The sequence below is a fragment of the Calidithermus terrae genome (assembly GCF_003574345.1).
In the GTDB taxonomy this organism is placed as follows: Bacteria; Deinococcota; Deinococci; order Deinococcales; family Thermaceae; genus Calidithermus; species Calidithermus chliarophilus.
In genome coordinates this window covers 1-15205 of sequence record NZ_QXDL01000094.1, presented here as the reverse complement: position 1 = coordinate 15205, position 15205 = coordinate 1, and the positions used below count along the sequence as shown (strand labels likewise).

Below are 15205 nucleotides of genomic sequence, written 5' to 3'. Positions count from 1 at the left end.
GGAGTCTCGGGCTCGAGCGGGGGCCTCAGTCGAAGTGGCGGGGGGAGATCTCGTGCGCCAGGTAGGGGTGGCGCAGGGCCGCAGCCTCCTTGTCGAACATGGTCTCCGCCTCGTGGCGCTCGGCGGCCCCGTCGTCCAGCAGCTCGCTCAGCAGGCTGCGCGGATCGACCACGGCGCAGAATAGCGCCCAGGCCGCCCCCATCAGCATCAGCAGGTCGATCCAGCTCAGGCTCATGGCCCCATGGTAGCACCGCCGTCCTGCGCCGGCGGGGGGCAGCTCTCATGATCCGGCCGCCCCGGCGTGCACGGGCGTATATCGTGGGCCCCATGAAGCAGGAGGCTAAGCTCAACGCCAAGGGTTGGTTCGGCGACTGGATCGAGGCCAGGATGCGCGAGCTGGGGATGCGCAACGTGGAGGAGTTCGGCCGCTACGCGGGCATCAACCGCTCCACCATGCACCAGCTGGTCAAGGGGCGGACCTCGCCCAAGGGCACCGAGGTCAAACCCTCCGTCGACACGCTGGTGCGGCTGGCGGTGGCCCTGGGCCGGCCGATCCAGGACCTCATCCCGCGCGTCGCGCCCCGCGCCCCCCTGGGCGACCCCTCGCCGCAGGCGGGCGGCATGGTCCGGGTGCCCGTGGTGAGCGCGGTGGGTGGGGCTGGTGCGCAGGCGCCCGGCGGGTGGGTCGCGGTGGACGAACGTCTCGCCGCCGGGCGCGAGCTCGTGGCCTACCGGGTGTGTGGGGACAGCATGTGCGCGGGCCGCCGGCCCATCGGCCACGGGGACCTCATCGCGGTGGACCGTCGGGGTCACCCGGCGCCGGGGGCGGTGGTGGTGGCCCGGCTGGCCGGCGGGGCGGTGGTGTGCCGGGTGTTCCAGGACGACCACTTCGGCGCACGTCTGGTATCCCTGAACCCCCTCAGCCTCGACGTCGCGCCGCCGGTCGTCCCCCTGGGCGACGTAGCCGAGATCTTAGGCCCGGTGGTGCTGGTGCAGGGCGAGGTGGGGCACCTGGGTTCCAAACCGTCCGAGCAACCGGGGGTCTCATGATCCCGGCACCCACCGTGTCGGAGGCTGCTATCATCGACTTATGAAGCGCAACCCCCTCAAACACCTTCGGTTCCACAAGACCGATCCCGACCTGATCCTGCGCCGCCTTTTGGTGGTTGCCAGCGCGGCGGTGTTGCTGAGGGCGATCGCCGGCTTCGTGACGGACCAGGGCCTCTGGGCGCCCTCGGCGGTTTTCGGAGGGCTGGGCCTCTACATAGCGACCAAGGCCTGGGCGGACCATCGCCGGTTGGGCTCGGCCGTCATCGTTGCACTGATGTTGATAGTAGCGTTGGTCTGACCTGACCGGCGACGCCCAGGCCGGGGGGCGTAGGCACCCCCCGGCGATTCTGTTTCTGTTGCTCCGGTCGGGGGTAGGGGGCGGGGGCCTGATGCAGCACCCCCCTCCAGACCCCCAGCGCCCAGGCGCTCACCCGCTCATTTCCGGACCTGCCCCGCCCGGCACCACGTCCCGCCGCAGTCGCCAGGCCCTTCGAAGCGGACGAGGGTGACGTAGCCCTGGCGCTTGCCCTCCACGCCCTCCTCCTCGAACTGCCAGGCCCCGCGCGAAAATTTCACCACCTCCGGCAGGTCGCGCCGGCCCGCGAGGTGGCGGCGCCGCCAGCGGAAACCGAAGGCCTCCACCGTCTCGCCGTCGAGCTCCCTGGCGCCCAGGAAGGCCCAATCGAAGCAGCCCACGCAGGCCAGCGGCAGCACGTAGCCGCCGGGGGGAGGCGGGGCGGGGCGGTAGCCCTTGGCCCCCCACTCGCGCAGCAGCTCGAGGTAGTCCTCCGCGGTGGCCTCGAGCTCGAGGCCGTGCCCCAGCGGGCTGGTGAGGTGCAGGCGCAGGCGCATGCCCGCATTGTACCGGGGGTCACCACGCCCCCGCCGGCGACGTCGCCCATAGGGGGATTTTGTTGTCTAGGGCGAGAAAAGTCCCATTCCCGGCGACCGCCGACTTGGCGCCTCTCATCCGCCAAGGGTGCGGTAATAAATCGCGGTGGCTTGGCGGTGACCCCGTTCCCACTCCTCGCGGGCCTCGCCCTCGGGGTAGGGGTTCGCCTCGAGCGGCTCGCCCATCTTCGAGGCCCAGTAGCCTTCCTCGAAGGCAGTGTGAACCAGGACTGCTCGCAGATGCTCACCCTCCTCGGCCGCGGTGGGGAGGTTGGGGTGGGGGGCTAGCTCCACCAGAAGGCGAATGTACTCCCCAGTCTGGACGGAAATTTCGGGGCCTTCGAGGGCAAACTCAACGTCAAGCAGAAGGTACTCCACCCCGTCGATCGCCACCCGGGGGCCCAGCGCTCTTAACAAGGCTTCTCGGCTACGCTCCACCGTGACCGGGCTCCCGACGACGTGGGCTATGAGCCGGTAGCCCCTGGGGCGTGTCTCGAAGGAACGAAGCTGGAACATACACTATTCTTTCATACCATCACACTTACATCGGTGGTACAGCGCCCGGATGAAGCAACGTTGCTGCGAGGAGTCCTGGTTCACAAAACTCGGATAAGGATGTCACCGATCTCCGGAGTAGGGCCCAAGGATTGGGGTCGGCCGTCGACCTTGATCGGTCTGGGCGGTATGCGAGGGTCTTCGCCTCACCTCGACTATCCTTAGAACCCGCGCCGTCCCGAAAAGCAAAGGAGATCCGCCGAGATCTGGCCTTGCCAGATGGAGATTTCGCGAGCACTGAGGTGTGGGGGCTTACCCCAGCCGGGGTCAAGTTGCCCGAGGAGTTCCCGACCCTTTTCCCGAGGTAACCATCTGGAGCGTGTCAGTGTCAGGCCGGACCATAGACGCGTACCAGTGTTCGGAATAGTGCCATGACCAGCTGGGGCTGTGCTGGGGCGGTTTGGGGCAAGTCCACGACGAGGACAAGCCGATACACCTATCCAGCCATCAAGCCAGGGTTACAGAGGCGGAGCTCAGGGAGTTAGTGCAGATGTTTGTGTTTGTTGCCGGTCTGGACCTCAGCCGGATCGCCAAATTCTCAGGGTTAGATCGCAATGCGGTTGATCGCTACTTGCGATTAATCCAGACGCTTTGCCAGGCTCTGCGAAACCGAATCACCTTCCAGGGTGATGGCGGGCAAGGGGATAGCGAGGTGTCGCTGGGTTATTGCTAGATTAGGGGTGTGTGGTCTGATAACGAATCCCCCGTGGATCTCCTGCGTTTCCGGTATATCGCCGAGGCGGTCAGGGACCTTGTCCACCAGAAGGACCTTCTGCCGGTGACTATCGGCGTGTTTGGTGACTGGGGTAGCGGAAAGAGCACCGTGATGCGGATGGTCAAGGCCGAGTTGAACCGGCCGGACTTCTTGGTGCTCGAGTTCAACGGGTGGCTGTTCGAGGACTACGAGGACGCCAAAAGCGCCCTACTTGGGAGCATCCTGGACGAGATCGGCGCGCGTACCAAGGACCAAGCCGGGCCGGTCAGGGACCTCCTGGCCCGGCTCAAGGGTTTCGTGCGGCGGATCGACGTGGGCAAGGGACTGGGCCTGCTCGCCCGGGCCGGGCTCCCCCTAGCGCTCGGGCTGCCGCAGCTCTCCCTACTGGCACTCAGCGGTGAGCTGCAGAAGGCTATCCAGGAGGGCTTGGAATCCCTTAAGCAGGATCCCCAGAAGGCGTTCGAAACCCTAGGCGGGCTGATTAAGCCGGAGGACGCCTCGGAGGTCCGCAACACCATCCGCTGCTTCCGCAACGACTTCGGGCAGCTGCTGGCAGAGGCCGGGATCACCCAACTGGTGGTGCTGATCGACGACCTGGACCGCTGCTTGCCCAGCACCATCATCGAGACCCTCGAAGCCATCAAGCTCTTCCTCTTTGTTCCCAATAGCGCGTTCGTGATTGGGGCCGACGAGGACCTGATCCGGTATGCGGTGCGCCAGGTCTACCGCGACCTTGACGCCGACGGGCGTGAGGTGGGGAGGGATTACCTGGAGAAGCTCATCCAGATCCCGGTCGCCATCCCCCCGCTGAGCCGTGCGGAGAATCACGCTTACATCAACCTGCTCTTCGCCCAGAAGCGTCTGGCTCCTGAGGACTTCGGGAAAGTGCTCGAGTCAGTGCAGGCCTTCGTCGCCAATGACCTGCAAACCCTCTCCTTCGACCTGGCCAGAGCTCGAGAGATATTCGCGGATGCCCCCCACAAGGTGACCCAGGAGCTCGTGGGCGACCTTGCTCTGAGTGGCCAAATTGCCAAGGTGGCACTGCCGGGGCTGGAGGGCTCGCCCCGCCGCACTAAGCGCTTCCTCAACAGCCTGCTGCTACGGAGCGCGCTCGCCAAGGCAAGGGGGCTCGAGCTGAAGATGGACGTCCTAGCCAAGCTGATGAGCCTGGAGTACATCCGGCCGGTCTACTTCAAACAGTTGGCCACGCTGCAGGCTAGCCAGGAGGGCAGAGCAAAGGAGCTTGCTGCGGCGGAGGCCGAGGTGAGGGGCACCGATGCGGCGCAGCAAGACTCAGGAGCGACGGGTGAGGGAAAGGCAATCCCCAGTGGACGGGGGCAGCCGAGATCCAGGGTAGAAACGCCTCAAACGGATGCTGACCTGGCCCGACCGGACACCGAGTCGGAGTGGCTGGTTGACTCTTGGATGCGGGTATGGCTGGCGGCAGACCCGCCCTTGACGGGTGAGGATCTTCGTCCTTACTTCTTTATCGCCCACGACCGAATAGGGGCGCTAGAGACGCTACCAAATCCCTTGAGCCCCAAAGCCCTGGCGGTTTTCCAGAATCTGATTTCGGAGAAGGACCTGTTGAGCCGGCGCGGGTTAGAGGCTGCGAAGAAATTAAGTGAAGGCGACCTTGCGGCCGTGGTGCAGGCGTTCTCGGAGAAGATCCGACAGGCATCAGGCAAAGAAGCACAGCACCTCGTGCGGGTATGGGTGAAGCTGGCCGAGGCCCGCCCCGTCTTGATTCACCAAGCGCTCGCCCTCCTCGCGTCCGTGCCCCATGAAACCGTTGCTTTAAGCATACCGGTCAGCGTCTCCTATTTGGCAAAGCAATTCCCGGAACATCGATCGATAATCGAGCAACAGCTACGGATATGGGCGGAATCGAAGAAAAACAACCTCGCGAATAGCGCCCGCGAACAACTCGCGCGACTTCAGAAAGTCAACTAAACCTAAACTATTCTATACTCGAGCGAGCTATGGGAACGTCCAGCTCATACGGCGGGCGCGGTGGCCGGGGAAGCCTGCTCCCGCCCTGGGCCCCTGATCCGCCCAAAATACCGATCTCAGGCCAAAACCAGGACTCCGCTCTGCCCGTCCCACCACAGCCTCAGCCTGCGCTGATATCGCCCGGCCTCTGGCGGAGCGCGGCGCGGGCCGTCGGCGATCTGGCGCGGGGGGCCGCAGGAGCCAGTATGGGTCGGGCGGTACGTCGCTATGCCCGGGCTGCAGGAGGAGGCCGGGTCGCTCCACGTGCCGCCATCGAAGGGGTTCGTGCGGGCGCGCGGCTTGGGAGGTTTTTCGGCCAAGTCGCGACCGGCGGCCTCGGGGAGGCCGCTCGAGCCCTAGGCATCACCGACTTGGTGGGTCGCACCCCCGAGGCCATTCTCTGCGGTCTGGTGGACCAGATCGCACCTGCCGGGGAGACGCTGGAGGCGAGCGCGGCCCGAGCTGCTATCGCCACTACCCTCGACAGCTTCCTTGAGCGGCTGGACCCCGATGACCCCGAGGCCACCCGGCTCGACGCTCCGCAGGTCGAGGAGTTGATGCGGGAGTACGTGATCAATTACGCCTACGAGCGCTTCAGCTCAGAGATGTGCGGTCGCCTTGAACGGGACCAGGTCGACCTGGACCGGGCACTCGAACTCTCTGAGCAAGCCCGGGACTTCATAGCCGCCAAGCTGCAGGAGAAGCTCATGGACCGGGCCGTGGATATGAACCTGTTGGCCACGGATCCGAGCACGCAGGAACGCGTCAGCTACGAGCTCATGCAGGAAACCTTCGCCATACTGGAGGACGGCGAATGACCCATCACTTCGCGGCGCGCCTGGGCCCGAAGGACGGTTTCGAGCCGAGAGTGCCGGCGGACGCCGGCCGGCTTTACGTCGCCGAGCTCGACTCGCTCCTTCGCTCCGGTCACGGCCGGACAGCGGGAAGGGTCGAGGCTGTTTTGCGGTCTCACGGGCGCAATGCCAGCGTTCGCTCACGGGACCTGCTCAGGCTCGCGGTAGCCGTGTACTGTGCCGACCTGATGACCCCGCGGCGCCAGTCCTATGACCGCTGGACCCGCCACATCCGGCTGTACCTGGCCTTGGAGGAGCCCGATCCATGGCAGGCTGAGGGCGAGGCCCTGACGCGGCTGTTGCGCTTCTTGACGGGGGATCACTGGGAACTGGACATCCGCCCAGGTGACCCCGAGCCCTGGCCTGCATCGCCTGAGGACGATGATTCCCGGGGCTTCGACACTGTCTGCCTGTTCTCGGGCGGTCTGGACTCCTTCGTCGGGGCCCTCGACCTCCTCAGCCGGGAACAGCGGGCGGTGCTGGTCGGGCACTACGCCCGGGGCTCAGGCGCCACCAGCGTATCCCAGGCTGCGGTGGGGGAGATCGTGCAGGATAGGTACGGCTCTGCCCATGCGCCCCTGTTGCGCTACTTCGTGTCCCCGCCTCGCCAGCCCGGGCGGGACCGGGAGAACACTACCCGGGGCCGGTCGCTGATGTTCCTGGCGTTGGGTGTGGCCACGGCCGAGGCGTTCGGGGCGCGACGCTTAGTGGTGGCCGAGAATGGGCTGATCTCGCTCAACGTGCCGCTCACCAGCACCCGGCTGGGCAGCCTCAGCACGCGCACCACCCACCCTCACTTCATCGACATGTTCCGCGGGCTGTTGCGTGCGGTGGGCCTCGAGGTCGAGCTCGAGCTACCCTACCGCTTTAAGACCAAGGGTGAGATGCTGCGGGAGTGTTCCGAGCCCGACCTGCTAATGGAGGGCCTACCCTCCACCATCTCCTGCGCCCACCCCGAGGCCATGCGCTTCGCCGGGGCCCCCAACACCCACTGCGGCTATTGCCTGGCCTGCATGATCCGCCGGGCCGCGGTGGAGGCCGCCGGGTTGAAGGACCCCACCCGCTACGTCTACCCGGACCCGAGTAGCCTCTCGGGCAAGAGCGCGGTGGACCTGAAGGTGCTCCGGCTCGCCTTGGCCCGCTACGCCAAGAAGCCGCCCCGCATGGCCGACCTGCTCCGCGCGGGGCCGCTCCCCGGAACGGACGACGAGCGCATGCAGCTCCTCGGGGTGTACCGGCGGGGTATCGACGAATTGCGGGCCTTCCTCGCCAGCCAGGGGCTCTAGCCGTGGCCCGGCTGCACGACACCCACTGCCACGTCGACCTCTACCCCGACCCGGGCGAGGTCATCGCGGCCACCGAGCTAGCCGGGGTGTACACAGTGGCGGTCACCAACGTCCCCAGCGTATTCCCCCGGTGTAAGGAGCTGCTCTCAGGGCGTCGTTTCCTGCGCCCCGCGCTGGGGCTGCACCCTGAGCTGGCGCGAGAATACCACACCGAGCTCGGGCTATTCGCCGCCCTGCTCGAGGAGACCCGCTACGTCGGCGAGGTGGGGCTGGACTTCACCACCAGGGACCCGGCCGAGCGCCGCCTGCAGCGGGAGGTATTCGGGCGGGTCCTCGAGCTGGCGGCAGGCCGGGGCAAAATCCTCACCGTCCACAGCCGCCGGGCCGCGCAGGACGTGGTGGAGATGGTGGGGCCGGCCTACCCGGGCCGGGTGATCCTGCACTGGTACAGCGGGCCGCTGGGAGTGCTCGAGCGGGCGCTGGCGAACGGCCTGTACGTCTCAGTCAACCCCGCGATGCTGCGAAGCCAGAGGGGGCAGGAGGTCATCCGGAGCATCCCGCTTGGGCGCATGCTCCTGGAGACGGACGGCCCCTTTGTGCGTTCGGGCGCCGGGCCAGCTCAGCCCCGCGACTTGGCGGCGGTAGTGGAGGGGGTCGCTGACCTCCTGGGGCTGGAGGCCATCCGAGTCGGGCGGGCCGCCCACGCCAATTTCCGTCAACTCCTCCACGACGAGCCCCCGGCAGACGCCGGCTGTGTCAGCGGGCCCGAGTGAAAGCACTTCGCCTATAGCATCAAGGACGATCGCTCCCCCTGTGGGCACAGCTGATCCCTCCCGGCCTGCCGCTTGGCGCGGCGGCACTGCTGCAGGGTGGTCACCGCCTGGGGGTCTACGGCAAGCAAGGGCCATTCTGAGGAGTTCGTGACCCCACCCAGGACATGCGCCAAGCGCCCCAGCCGTTGGAAGCCCGACTACTCCGGGATGCGTACGGGGCTTCGGGCGTCGCCGGCGAGATCTGGGCTGCGCTCGAGGCCCCCGGATGGCTCGGCGAGGACGGCCCATCGCCCTGTTCAGTGGGTTCTTGAAGCCGGGAAAGCCTGCCCCGGACGACCCAGAGGGACCGAACCCGAACATGAAGCTAAAGGCGTGGCTGGGACGGCGCGCCCTCACGGGGCGGTGCCCGCTGCGAGCTCCCTCAATTTGCGCGCCTCGTTGACCAGCCCGCTCGCCACCGCCAGGTCCGTGGCCTCGTGGACCAGCTGGCGGTACAGGGGATCCGCCCGCCACCCCTGTGCCCACAGGTAGGCGGCGTACCGCTGCCTGACGAGCACCAGGTGCAGTGCCCCGGCCTCCCGGCTGCGGGTGATCCCCTCGTAGGCCGCCTCGAAGCGCTCGGCGGCCTTACGGTGCTGGCCGGACTTTAGGTAAGCCGTCCCCAGGTCGCACTCCAGCAGCCACATCCGTGGGCGGTAGTCGTCCAGGTGGACCGGCATCTGCTCGCGGGCCGTGGCGTAGAGACGTTCTGCCAGGCGCACGCCGAAGCGCGGCAGCTCCACCAGCGCTTTGAGCTTGTCCTGGGCCAGCAGGCCGGCGAATTGGGCGCTGTAGGCCCGCACCCTCCGGAGCCCGCGATCCCCGGCACACTCCTGTTCCTCGCGCCGCAGGTACCCTTCTAGCGTGTCCCAGGCTTCCCGGTACAGCCCCAGCCGCCGTAAGGCGATGGCCCGCCCGCGCAGGGCGTTGTGATAACCCTCTACGGCCCTCGCCTCGTCCGGGGGGTCTTTCTGCGCCAGCACCCGCCGGGCCGCCTCCAGGGCTATCCCCGCTTTGTACAGCGCGTCCACCACCCGGTCCCGCACGGACTGGACATCGTTGGCCACCAGCGCGACCTCCAGTAGCGCGGCCGGCTGACCGCCCAAGTCGAGGTGCAGCAGCACCAGCCCGGCCAGGGAGATGGCCTCCTCGTAGCAGCGCCTGCTCTCCTGGGGCACACGGGCGAAGGTGGCCTCTTCGCGCTTGCGGCGAACGCCCCAGACGTACTGGGCTAGAGCGCCTGCGTCGATCTCGCGGGCAATCGCCCGGCGCGCGCGGTGCCGGGCGTCGACGGCGGCGCGGTAGTGTTCGAATAGGTGCTGCTGCTCGGTCTCTGAGCAGGCCAGGCCTGCCAGGAGGTGCCGCACCAGACGTAGCTCCTCGGGGTCGACGGGCCGATCGAGGTCGCGGACCGCCTCCGTGTAGGGCCGCAGGAGCCGGTAGACCGTCTCGTGGCTGACCCCCCGCCGCTGGGCGTAAGCGCGCACGCTAGGCGCGGTGCGGCCCACGAACCCCTTGAGGGCGGTGGCAAACACCTCGTGGTGGAGGTGGGCCTCCTGGTTGAGGCGCACCCCTTCCAACCCTCCGTAAAAAACCCGCGCGTCCGTCAACGCGGATGAGAGCTCCCCCTGTCACCGTGGTATGCGGAGGCCGAAAGGAACCTCCGCGCAGGCAGGGAGCCGGCCCCGTTCACCCCCATACCTCACGATAGCCGGTCCTCCCGATCAACGACAAGCGGCGCGGCCCCCGACCAAGGCTGACCGCGCCCCGCTACCCCCGGTGAAGGAGGTGAAGGGATGATATACCGCGCAGCACGCCTGTGGGTAGCCCTGGCCCTCGGGCTCCTGCTGGCGCTGGCCGCGCCCGCCGCCGCACCCGGCGCGGGCCCCGGCAGCCCAGCCCCGGCCGCCGAGGACGGCAGCAAGCCCAACGGCGGCGGGTAGCCCGCCCGCGGCCCTCGGGGGGCGGGGAACCGGTTCCCCGCCCCCCGAGGCGTCAGGTATGATCGTCCTGGCCCCACGAGCCCGCGACCATGAACGCCCGGGACGTCCGCCTCTCCGCGCTCGCGCTCGTCGAGAACGGGCGCCTGGAGCCGGCGCTGGAGCTGCTCGAGCGCGCCGTCGAGCGGGTGGCCCGGTACGCCGACTGGGCCGAGCTGGTCGAGGTCCCCCGCGCCCTCCCCGCCGGCCTCCTGCTCGAGGACCCCCGCTGGGCCCGGGCCTACAGCGCGGCGCTGGTGGGGCTGCGCGAGGAGCGGCCGCTGCTGGAGTTCTCCGGGGCCTTCTGCGCGCGCCACCCCCTGCCCGACAGCGCGCCGGTGCTCTCGGACCGGGCCTGGGCCCTGCTCAACCAGGACCGCTACGCCGAGGCCCAGGCCGCGCTGGAGGCCGCGATCCCCCACCTCGGCGGCTGGCGGCGGGGGGTGGCCCTGCGGCGGCTGGCCCAGGCCCGCTTCGAGCTGGGGGGGGACTGGCGGGCGGCCCTCGCCGAGGCCTACCCCCTCCTCGCGGGGCGCCTGAAGGGGCTGGCCCTCAACGAGGAGGGGCACCTGTGGTCCCGCCTGCACGACCACGCCCGGGCGCGGGAGAAGTGGCTCGAGGCCCTGGTCCTGCTGGAGAGCGACCCCTTCCACCTGGCCTGGGTGCACCACAGCCTGGGCCAGTCCTACCTGCGCGACCTGAGCCCCGAGGCCGAGCGGCACCTCCGCCGGGCCGAGCAGCTCACCCGCTCCCGCGCGGCGCGGGCCTTCCGCGCGCGGGCCCTGCAGGGGTGGGGCAACTACCTGCGCAGCCGCGGGGAGTGGGCCCGCGCCGAGGCCGCCTACCGCGAGGCCATCCGCTGCGCCCGGGAGGCGGAGGACCTGCGGGTGGCCTACTGGAGCCTGGGGCGCTGCTACCGCCTGCAGGGGAGGCCCGCCGAGGCGCTGGAGGTGCTGCAGCACGCGCTGGCCCTTTTCCCGCCCGAGCGGGCCCCGGTGCAGGTCGAGCGGGCGGCGGCCCTGCTGGCCCTGGGCCAGGAGGAGGCGGCGCGGGCGGCGCTGGAGGCGGCTGCCTTCGTCTTCCCCCACCAGCTGTGGCTGGCCAGCGTCCTCTACGCCGAGCTGGCCCGCCGCGCCGGTGACGGCTCCGCGGCCCTCCAGCTGATCGCCGAGCTGCCGGTGGAGCACTTCCAGGTCCGCGAGGAGGCGGGTTGCTGGGGCGAGCTCTTCGCCATGGCCCGCCTGGCCGGGCAGCCCGCGCCGCGGCCGCTGGAGTACCTGGCCCACGCCGTGGTGCGGGTGCAGGCGCTGGGGACGCTGAAGGTCTGGGTCAACGCTCAGGCCGTGCCGATCAAGCCCACCGGCCGGGTCGGCGAGCTGCTGGTGCTTCTGCTGGAGCACGGCCCGCGCACCGCCGCCGAGAAGCTCGTCGAGCTGCTGTGGCCCGGCAGCACGCCCCGGGACAAGCGGCAGGCCTTGTGGCAGCTGGTCGACGAGCTGCGCCGGGCCCTGGGCTGGCCCGGCAGCGTGCGGGCCGCGGGGGGGTGCCTGGAGCTCGACCCGCAGGCCCGCTGGGAGTACGACGTCGGCGAGGCGCGGGCCTGCGGGCGGGCCCACGCCCCCTTCCTGGAGGGCGTCTACAGCGAGTGGGCCCAGGAGGTGGCCCAGGAGGTCGAGGGGCTGCGCCGCCGGGGCGAGCGCCGGCCCGACCTCAACTGAGGGCCCGGGCCTGACAAGGGCGCGCTCAAACAACCCCACAGCAACCCGCACGCCCGCGGCCGGTAGACGGCCGCTAGGCGGTCCTCACGGATACTTCATGACGGGCCGGTTCCGGCCCGCAGGAGCTTCCGGGAGGTGGTTTGCTGATGAGAAAGAGCAGGGGGAGCGGACGTGCGGAAGGGCATGGGCACAGAGGCGGGCCGGTCCACGGGCCCTGGCTGGTTGCCCTGGCCCGCGCGGCGAGGGGGCGCAAGGAAGCGGGGTGATCTCGGGTGGCCACAAGGTGGACGCGTTGGTCGCGGTTGCTGGCGTCGCTGGGGCTGGTGGCGCTGCTGTCCTCGTGCATCGACCGGGAGCCCCCGCCGACCTACTTCGTGCGGGTGGTGAACTACTGCCCCTTCGCGGTGGACTTCCACATCGACGGCACCTACCAGCTCACGGTGCCCTCGAGCGGCGGGGTGCGCACCGTCGTCGGCATCCCCAAGGGGGTGCACCGGCTGGAGGCCTACTCCACCAGCACCAACCACTACTTCGAGCGGTACCTGGACTTCTACACCGACTGGGAGTGGACGCTGTGCCCCGGCGCGGCGGCCGCGGGCGACGGGCCCGCGCAGGAGGCCCGGCCGGCCGGGCGGTGAGCCCCGGCCCGCGCGGGCGCGGGCGGGGGCGTGCGTGACGTCGTGGGACGTCGAGGAGGCACTATGAAGCGTTGGCTGTTGGCGTTGCTGGCCGGTGCGGCGGCGGCGGGGTGCGCCCCGCGTATGGGCGTCCCGGCCCTGGTCGACCCCTCCCTCAGCGCCGCCGCGCTGCGGCAGAGCAGCACCAGCGTGCTGCCGGTGGCCCTGGGCCAGTCGGTGCGCGCGGCGGACTACCCCGACGTGCGGCGGCTGGCCAACGAGCGGGTGGCCAACCAGCTGCCGGTGGCGCTGGCGGGGATCAAGCTCAGGCCGGTCGCGGAGACCCTGGAGGTGCTGCAGAAGTCCAACCTGGTCGACGCCTACGCCGCGGTGCTGTTCGGCTTCGAGCAGACCGGGGTGATCAACGGCGCCCGGATGAACGAGATCGCCAAGGCCCTGGACTCCCGCTACGTGGTGGTGCCCTTCCTGCAGAAGATGGCCACCTTCCCCGACCGCTCCAACCCCTACTGCAGCGAGCGCTACGAGAGCGCGTTCTACCTGGTCATCTACGACGCCTCGCTCTCCAAGACGGTCTACGAGGGCACCGGCACCGCGGCGGGCGTCGGCCGCTGCCTCTTCGGCGGCCAGACCTACGCCGACGCCATGAACCGCGCCATCGACGACGCGGCGCGGCAGCTGACCCAGGCCATCAAGTGAGGCCGGGAGGAGCGTGGAGCATGAGGAAATTGAGGAAATTCCTGAGCGTGGTGTTGGCGGCGGCGGCCCTCTGCGGGCTGCAGGTGGGCCTGGGGCAGACGTCGGTGGCGGTGTACACCGGCTTCCCCAGCCTGGCGGGGGTGCAGGTGCAGTTCGGGCAGCTCCTGGTCCACGCCGGCCTGGGCTGGTTCGGCGGGCTGGGCGCGGGGGCGGGGTACGTGCTGGGCAGCTACACGCCCTCCTTCTTCACCCCCGGCTCGAGCCTGTCCTGGGGGGTGGGGGCGCAGGTCGAGGCCTACGACCTGCCCGGCGGGTCCAGCGGCGTGAGCGTGATCCCCCAGGTCTTCGTGCTCAACCAGTTCGTCTTCCCCGAGGCCGGCTTCGGGTTCATGGGGAAGTTCTCCCTGGGCTACGGGCTGACCTCCGACGCGGCCTTCGGCTACAGCGGGATCACCACCCTGTTCGGGCTGGGGATCCTGGTCCGGCTCTGAGCCGCGCCGCGCCCCCGCCGCCGGGCTCGAGCGGGGTTGGCGTGGGCCCCTGGGGATCGGGCGGCTTCGGGAACAATTGCGGGTATTGCGCTCCCGTTGCGCCCGCCGTGTAGCCTTGGGCTGTCCAGGCGTATCGGGCGGCGGCTGGGGGGCGACACGCCCGGCCCCCGCCCCCTCGATATTGGGCGATCCCATCGCCGTGCCCGCCATATTGTCGACGTCGGCGCTGTTTACACGAGGTGATTATGAACCCGTCCCGCCCGAACCGCCCGGCCGCACCGTCACCCCTCCCCTCCCTCCCCTCCCTCCTGCCTTTGCTCAGCCTGCTCGCCCTGCTCAGCGGCTGCGACCTCTTCACCCCCAAGCACGAGCTGACCCTCAGCGTCCAGGGCCCCGGGCGGGTCGAGAGCGAACCGGCGGGCATCGGCTGCGGCCCCACCTGCAAGGCCCAGTTCAAGGCCGGCACCAAGGTCACGCTCACGGCCAAGCCCGACGCCGGGTTCGCCCTCAAGGCCTGGGGCGGGGCCTGCTCGGGGGGCAGTCCTAGCTGCCGGGTGACGATGGACGGCAAGCGCAGCGTGACCGCAGCGTTCGTCGACAGCACAAAGCCTATCGTCGCCGTCACCGCCCCCGGCGAGGGGGCCGTCCTCGCCGAGAAGAGCCTGAGCGTCAGCGGCACCGCCTCCGACAACGTCGGGGTGAGCCGGGTGGAATTCAGGCTCAACGGCGGGGCCCGGCAGGCGGCCAGCGGCACCACCAGCTTCAGCTTCACGGTCGAGCTGCGGGAGGGGGCCAACCAGCTCGAGGTCTTCGCGCTCGACCCCGCCGGCAACGAGGGCTCGGCCGCCCGCAACCTGACGCTCCAGCCCCGGAAGTTCACGCTCAGGGTGGCCCGGAGCGGCGAGGGGGCCGTGAGGAGCGAGCCGGGCGGGATCGACTGCGGCCCCGACTGCGAGGAGGAGCTGGCCGAGGGGACCCGCGTGAGCCTGACCCCCACCCCCGCAAGCGGGCATGCCTTCGCCGGTTGGGAGGGCGCCTGCGGCGGGCTGGGGGCCTGCGTCGTGACCATGGACGCGGCCAAAACGCTGACGGCCAACTTCAGCAAGGGTAAGGTATCCCTCACCGTCAGCAAGCAGGGCACCGGGACCGGAACCCTGAGCAGCGACCCGGCGGGCATCCAGTGCGGCGCCGAGTGCGTCGCCCTGTTCGAGCTCGGCGCCAAGGTCTCCCTAAAGGCTCAGCCGGCAGCCGGCTCGACCTTCGCCGGCTGGGGCGGCGCCTGCAGCGGCGCCGGCCCCTGCACCCTGACCCTCGACGGCGCCAAGGCGGTGACCGCGGCCTTCCACTCCGACCAACCCCGCCACGCCCTCAGCGTCAGCGTCAAGGGCGACGGCCGGGTCGTCAGCGAGCCGGCCGGCATCGACTGCGGCCAGGACTGCTCCGAGGTCTACGACGCCTCCGCCAGTGTCAGGCTGACCCCCGCCCCGGCCCAGGGGGCGGGCTTCATCGGCTGGGGCGGGGGTCAGCC

General features: G+C 69.7%; 16 protein-coding genes. 12 read left to right on the top strand and 4 right to left on the bottom strand.

All coding sequences use genetic code 11. From position 1 onward, the window contains the following. Positions 1 to 25 precede the first annotated feature (25 nt). Complete coding sequence (locus Mterra_RS11745) at positions 26 to 235, bottom strand: hypothetical protein (RefSeq protein WP_119315363.1); 210 nt, start codon at positions 233 to 235, stop codon at positions 26 to 28. Between the two features lie 92 nt (positions 236 to 327). Here Mterra_RS11745 and Mterra_RS11740 point away from each other — a divergent pair, with 92 nt between their 5' ends. Together Mterra_RS11740 and Mterra_RS11735 are read left to right on the top strand one after the other, a co-directional pair. Continuing rightward, complete coding sequence (locus Mterra_RS11740) at positions 328 to 1050, top strand: LexA family protein (protein ID WP_170159643.1); 723 nt, start codon at positions 328 to 330, stop codon at positions 1048 to 1050. Between the two features lie 40 nt (positions 1051 to 1090). Continuing rightward, positions 1091 to 1348, top strand: coding sequence for a hypothetical protein (locus tag Mterra_RS11735; RefSeq protein ID WP_119315361.1), 258 nt, complete (start codon positions 1091 to 1093; stop codon positions 1346 to 1348). Between the two features lie 137 nt (positions 1349 to 1485). On the opposite strand, the gene Mterra_RS11730 is transcribed toward Mterra_RS11735, so the two are convergent. Continuing rightward, positions 1486 to 1902 carry a single-stranded DNA-binding protein gene (locus tag Mterra_RS11730; RefSeq protein ID WP_245971611.1) on the bottom strand — a complete coding sequence of 139 codons (417 nt, stop codon included), beginning with the start codon at positions 1900 to 1902 and terminating at the stop codon, positions 1486 to 1488. 114 nt (positions 1903 to 2016) lie between these two features. Beyond that, a complete protein-coding gene (locus Mterra_RS11725; RefSeq protein ID WP_119315360.1) occupies positions 2017 to 2457 on the bottom strand; it encodes a ribosome modulation factor in 441 nt (146 codons plus the stop codon). 745 nt (positions 2458 to 3202) lie between these two features. Here Mterra_RS11725 and Mterra_RS11720 point away from each other — a divergent pair. The 4 genes from Mterra_RS11720 (at position 3203) to qatD (ending at position 8116) form a co-directional block, all read left to right on the top strand. Further along, complete coding sequence (locus tag Mterra_RS11720) at positions 3203 to 5164, top strand: KAP family P-loop NTPase fold protein (RefSeq protein ID WP_170159642.1); 1962 nt, start codon at positions 3203 to 3205, stop codon at positions 5162 to 5164. Between the two features lie 449 nt (positions 5165 to 5613). Further along, positions 5614 to 6021 carry a hypothetical protein gene (locus Mterra_RS11715; RefSeq protein WP_170159641.1) on the top strand — a complete coding sequence of 136 codons (408 nt, stop codon included), beginning with the start codon at positions 5614 to 5616 and terminating at the stop codon, positions 6019 to 6021. Beyond that, complete coding sequence (gene qatC, locus Mterra_RS11710; RefSeq protein ID WP_119315357.1) at positions 6018 to 7343, top strand: Qat anti-phage system QueC-like protein QatC; 1326 nt, start codon at positions 6018 to 6020, stop codon at positions 7341 to 7343. Before Mterra_RS11715 ends, qatC begins: the two co-directional genes overlap by 4 nt. Positions 7344 to 7345: 2 nt before the next feature. After that, positions 7346 to 8116 (top strand): Qat anti-phage system TatD family nuclease QatD, encoded by a 771-nt coding sequence (qatD, locus tag Mterra_RS11705; protein ID WP_170159640.1) that lies wholly within the window; start codon positions 7346 to 7348, stop codon positions 8114 to 8116. Between the two features lie 392 nt (positions 8117 to 8508). Here qatD and Mterra_RS11700 read toward each other — a convergent pair whose 3' ends face one another. Then, on the bottom strand, positions 8509 to 9735 hold the full coding sequence (locus Mterra_RS11700; protein ID WP_147372730.1) for a hypothetical protein: 1227 nt from the start codon (positions 9733 to 9735) through the stop codon (positions 8509 to 8511). Between the two features lie 216 nt (positions 9736 to 9951). On the opposite strand from Mterra_RS11700, the gene Mterra_RS22325 reads away from it, so the two are divergent. From Mterra_RS22325 to Mterra_RS22315, 6 genes are all read left to right on the top strand, one after another. Continuing rightward, positions 9952 to 10098: a hypothetical protein gene (locus Mterra_RS22325; RefSeq protein WP_170159639.1), complete on the top strand. Its 147-nt coding sequence runs from the start codon at positions 9952 to 9954 to the stop codon at positions 10096 to 10098. An 89-nt stretch (positions 10099 to 10187) separates the two neighbouring features. Further along, positions 10188 to 11852, top strand: a complete 1665-nt coding sequence (locus Mterra_RS11695; protein WP_119315354.1) for a tetratricopeptide repeat protein — start codon at positions 10188 to 10190, stop codon at positions 11850 to 11852. A gap of 302 nt (positions 11853 to 12154) precedes the next feature. After that, positions 12155 to 12490, top strand: coding sequence for a hypothetical protein (locus Mterra_RS11690; protein WP_119315353.1), 336 nt, complete (start codon positions 12155 to 12157; stop codon positions 12488 to 12490). Between the two features lie 63 nt (positions 12491 to 12553). Continuing rightward, on the top strand, positions 12554 to 13186 hold the full coding sequence (locus tag Mterra_RS22320) for a hypothetical protein (RefSeq protein WP_170159638.1): 633 nt from the start codon (positions 12554 to 12556) through the stop codon (positions 13184 to 13186). A 20-nt stretch (positions 13187 to 13206) separates the two neighbouring features. Beyond that, the gene (locus tag Mterra_RS11685) at positions 13207 to 13677 is read left to right on the top strand and encodes a hypothetical protein (RefSeq protein WP_147372728.1); all 471 of its coding nucleotides are present in this window, start codon (positions 13207 to 13209) and stop codon (positions 13675 to 13677) included. 245 nt (positions 13678 to 13922) lie between these two features. Next, positions 13923 to 15205, top strand: a 1283-nt coding sequence (locus Mterra_RS22315) for an InlB B-repeat-containing protein (protein ID WP_170159637.1), incomplete at its 3' end; no start/stop codon positions are given.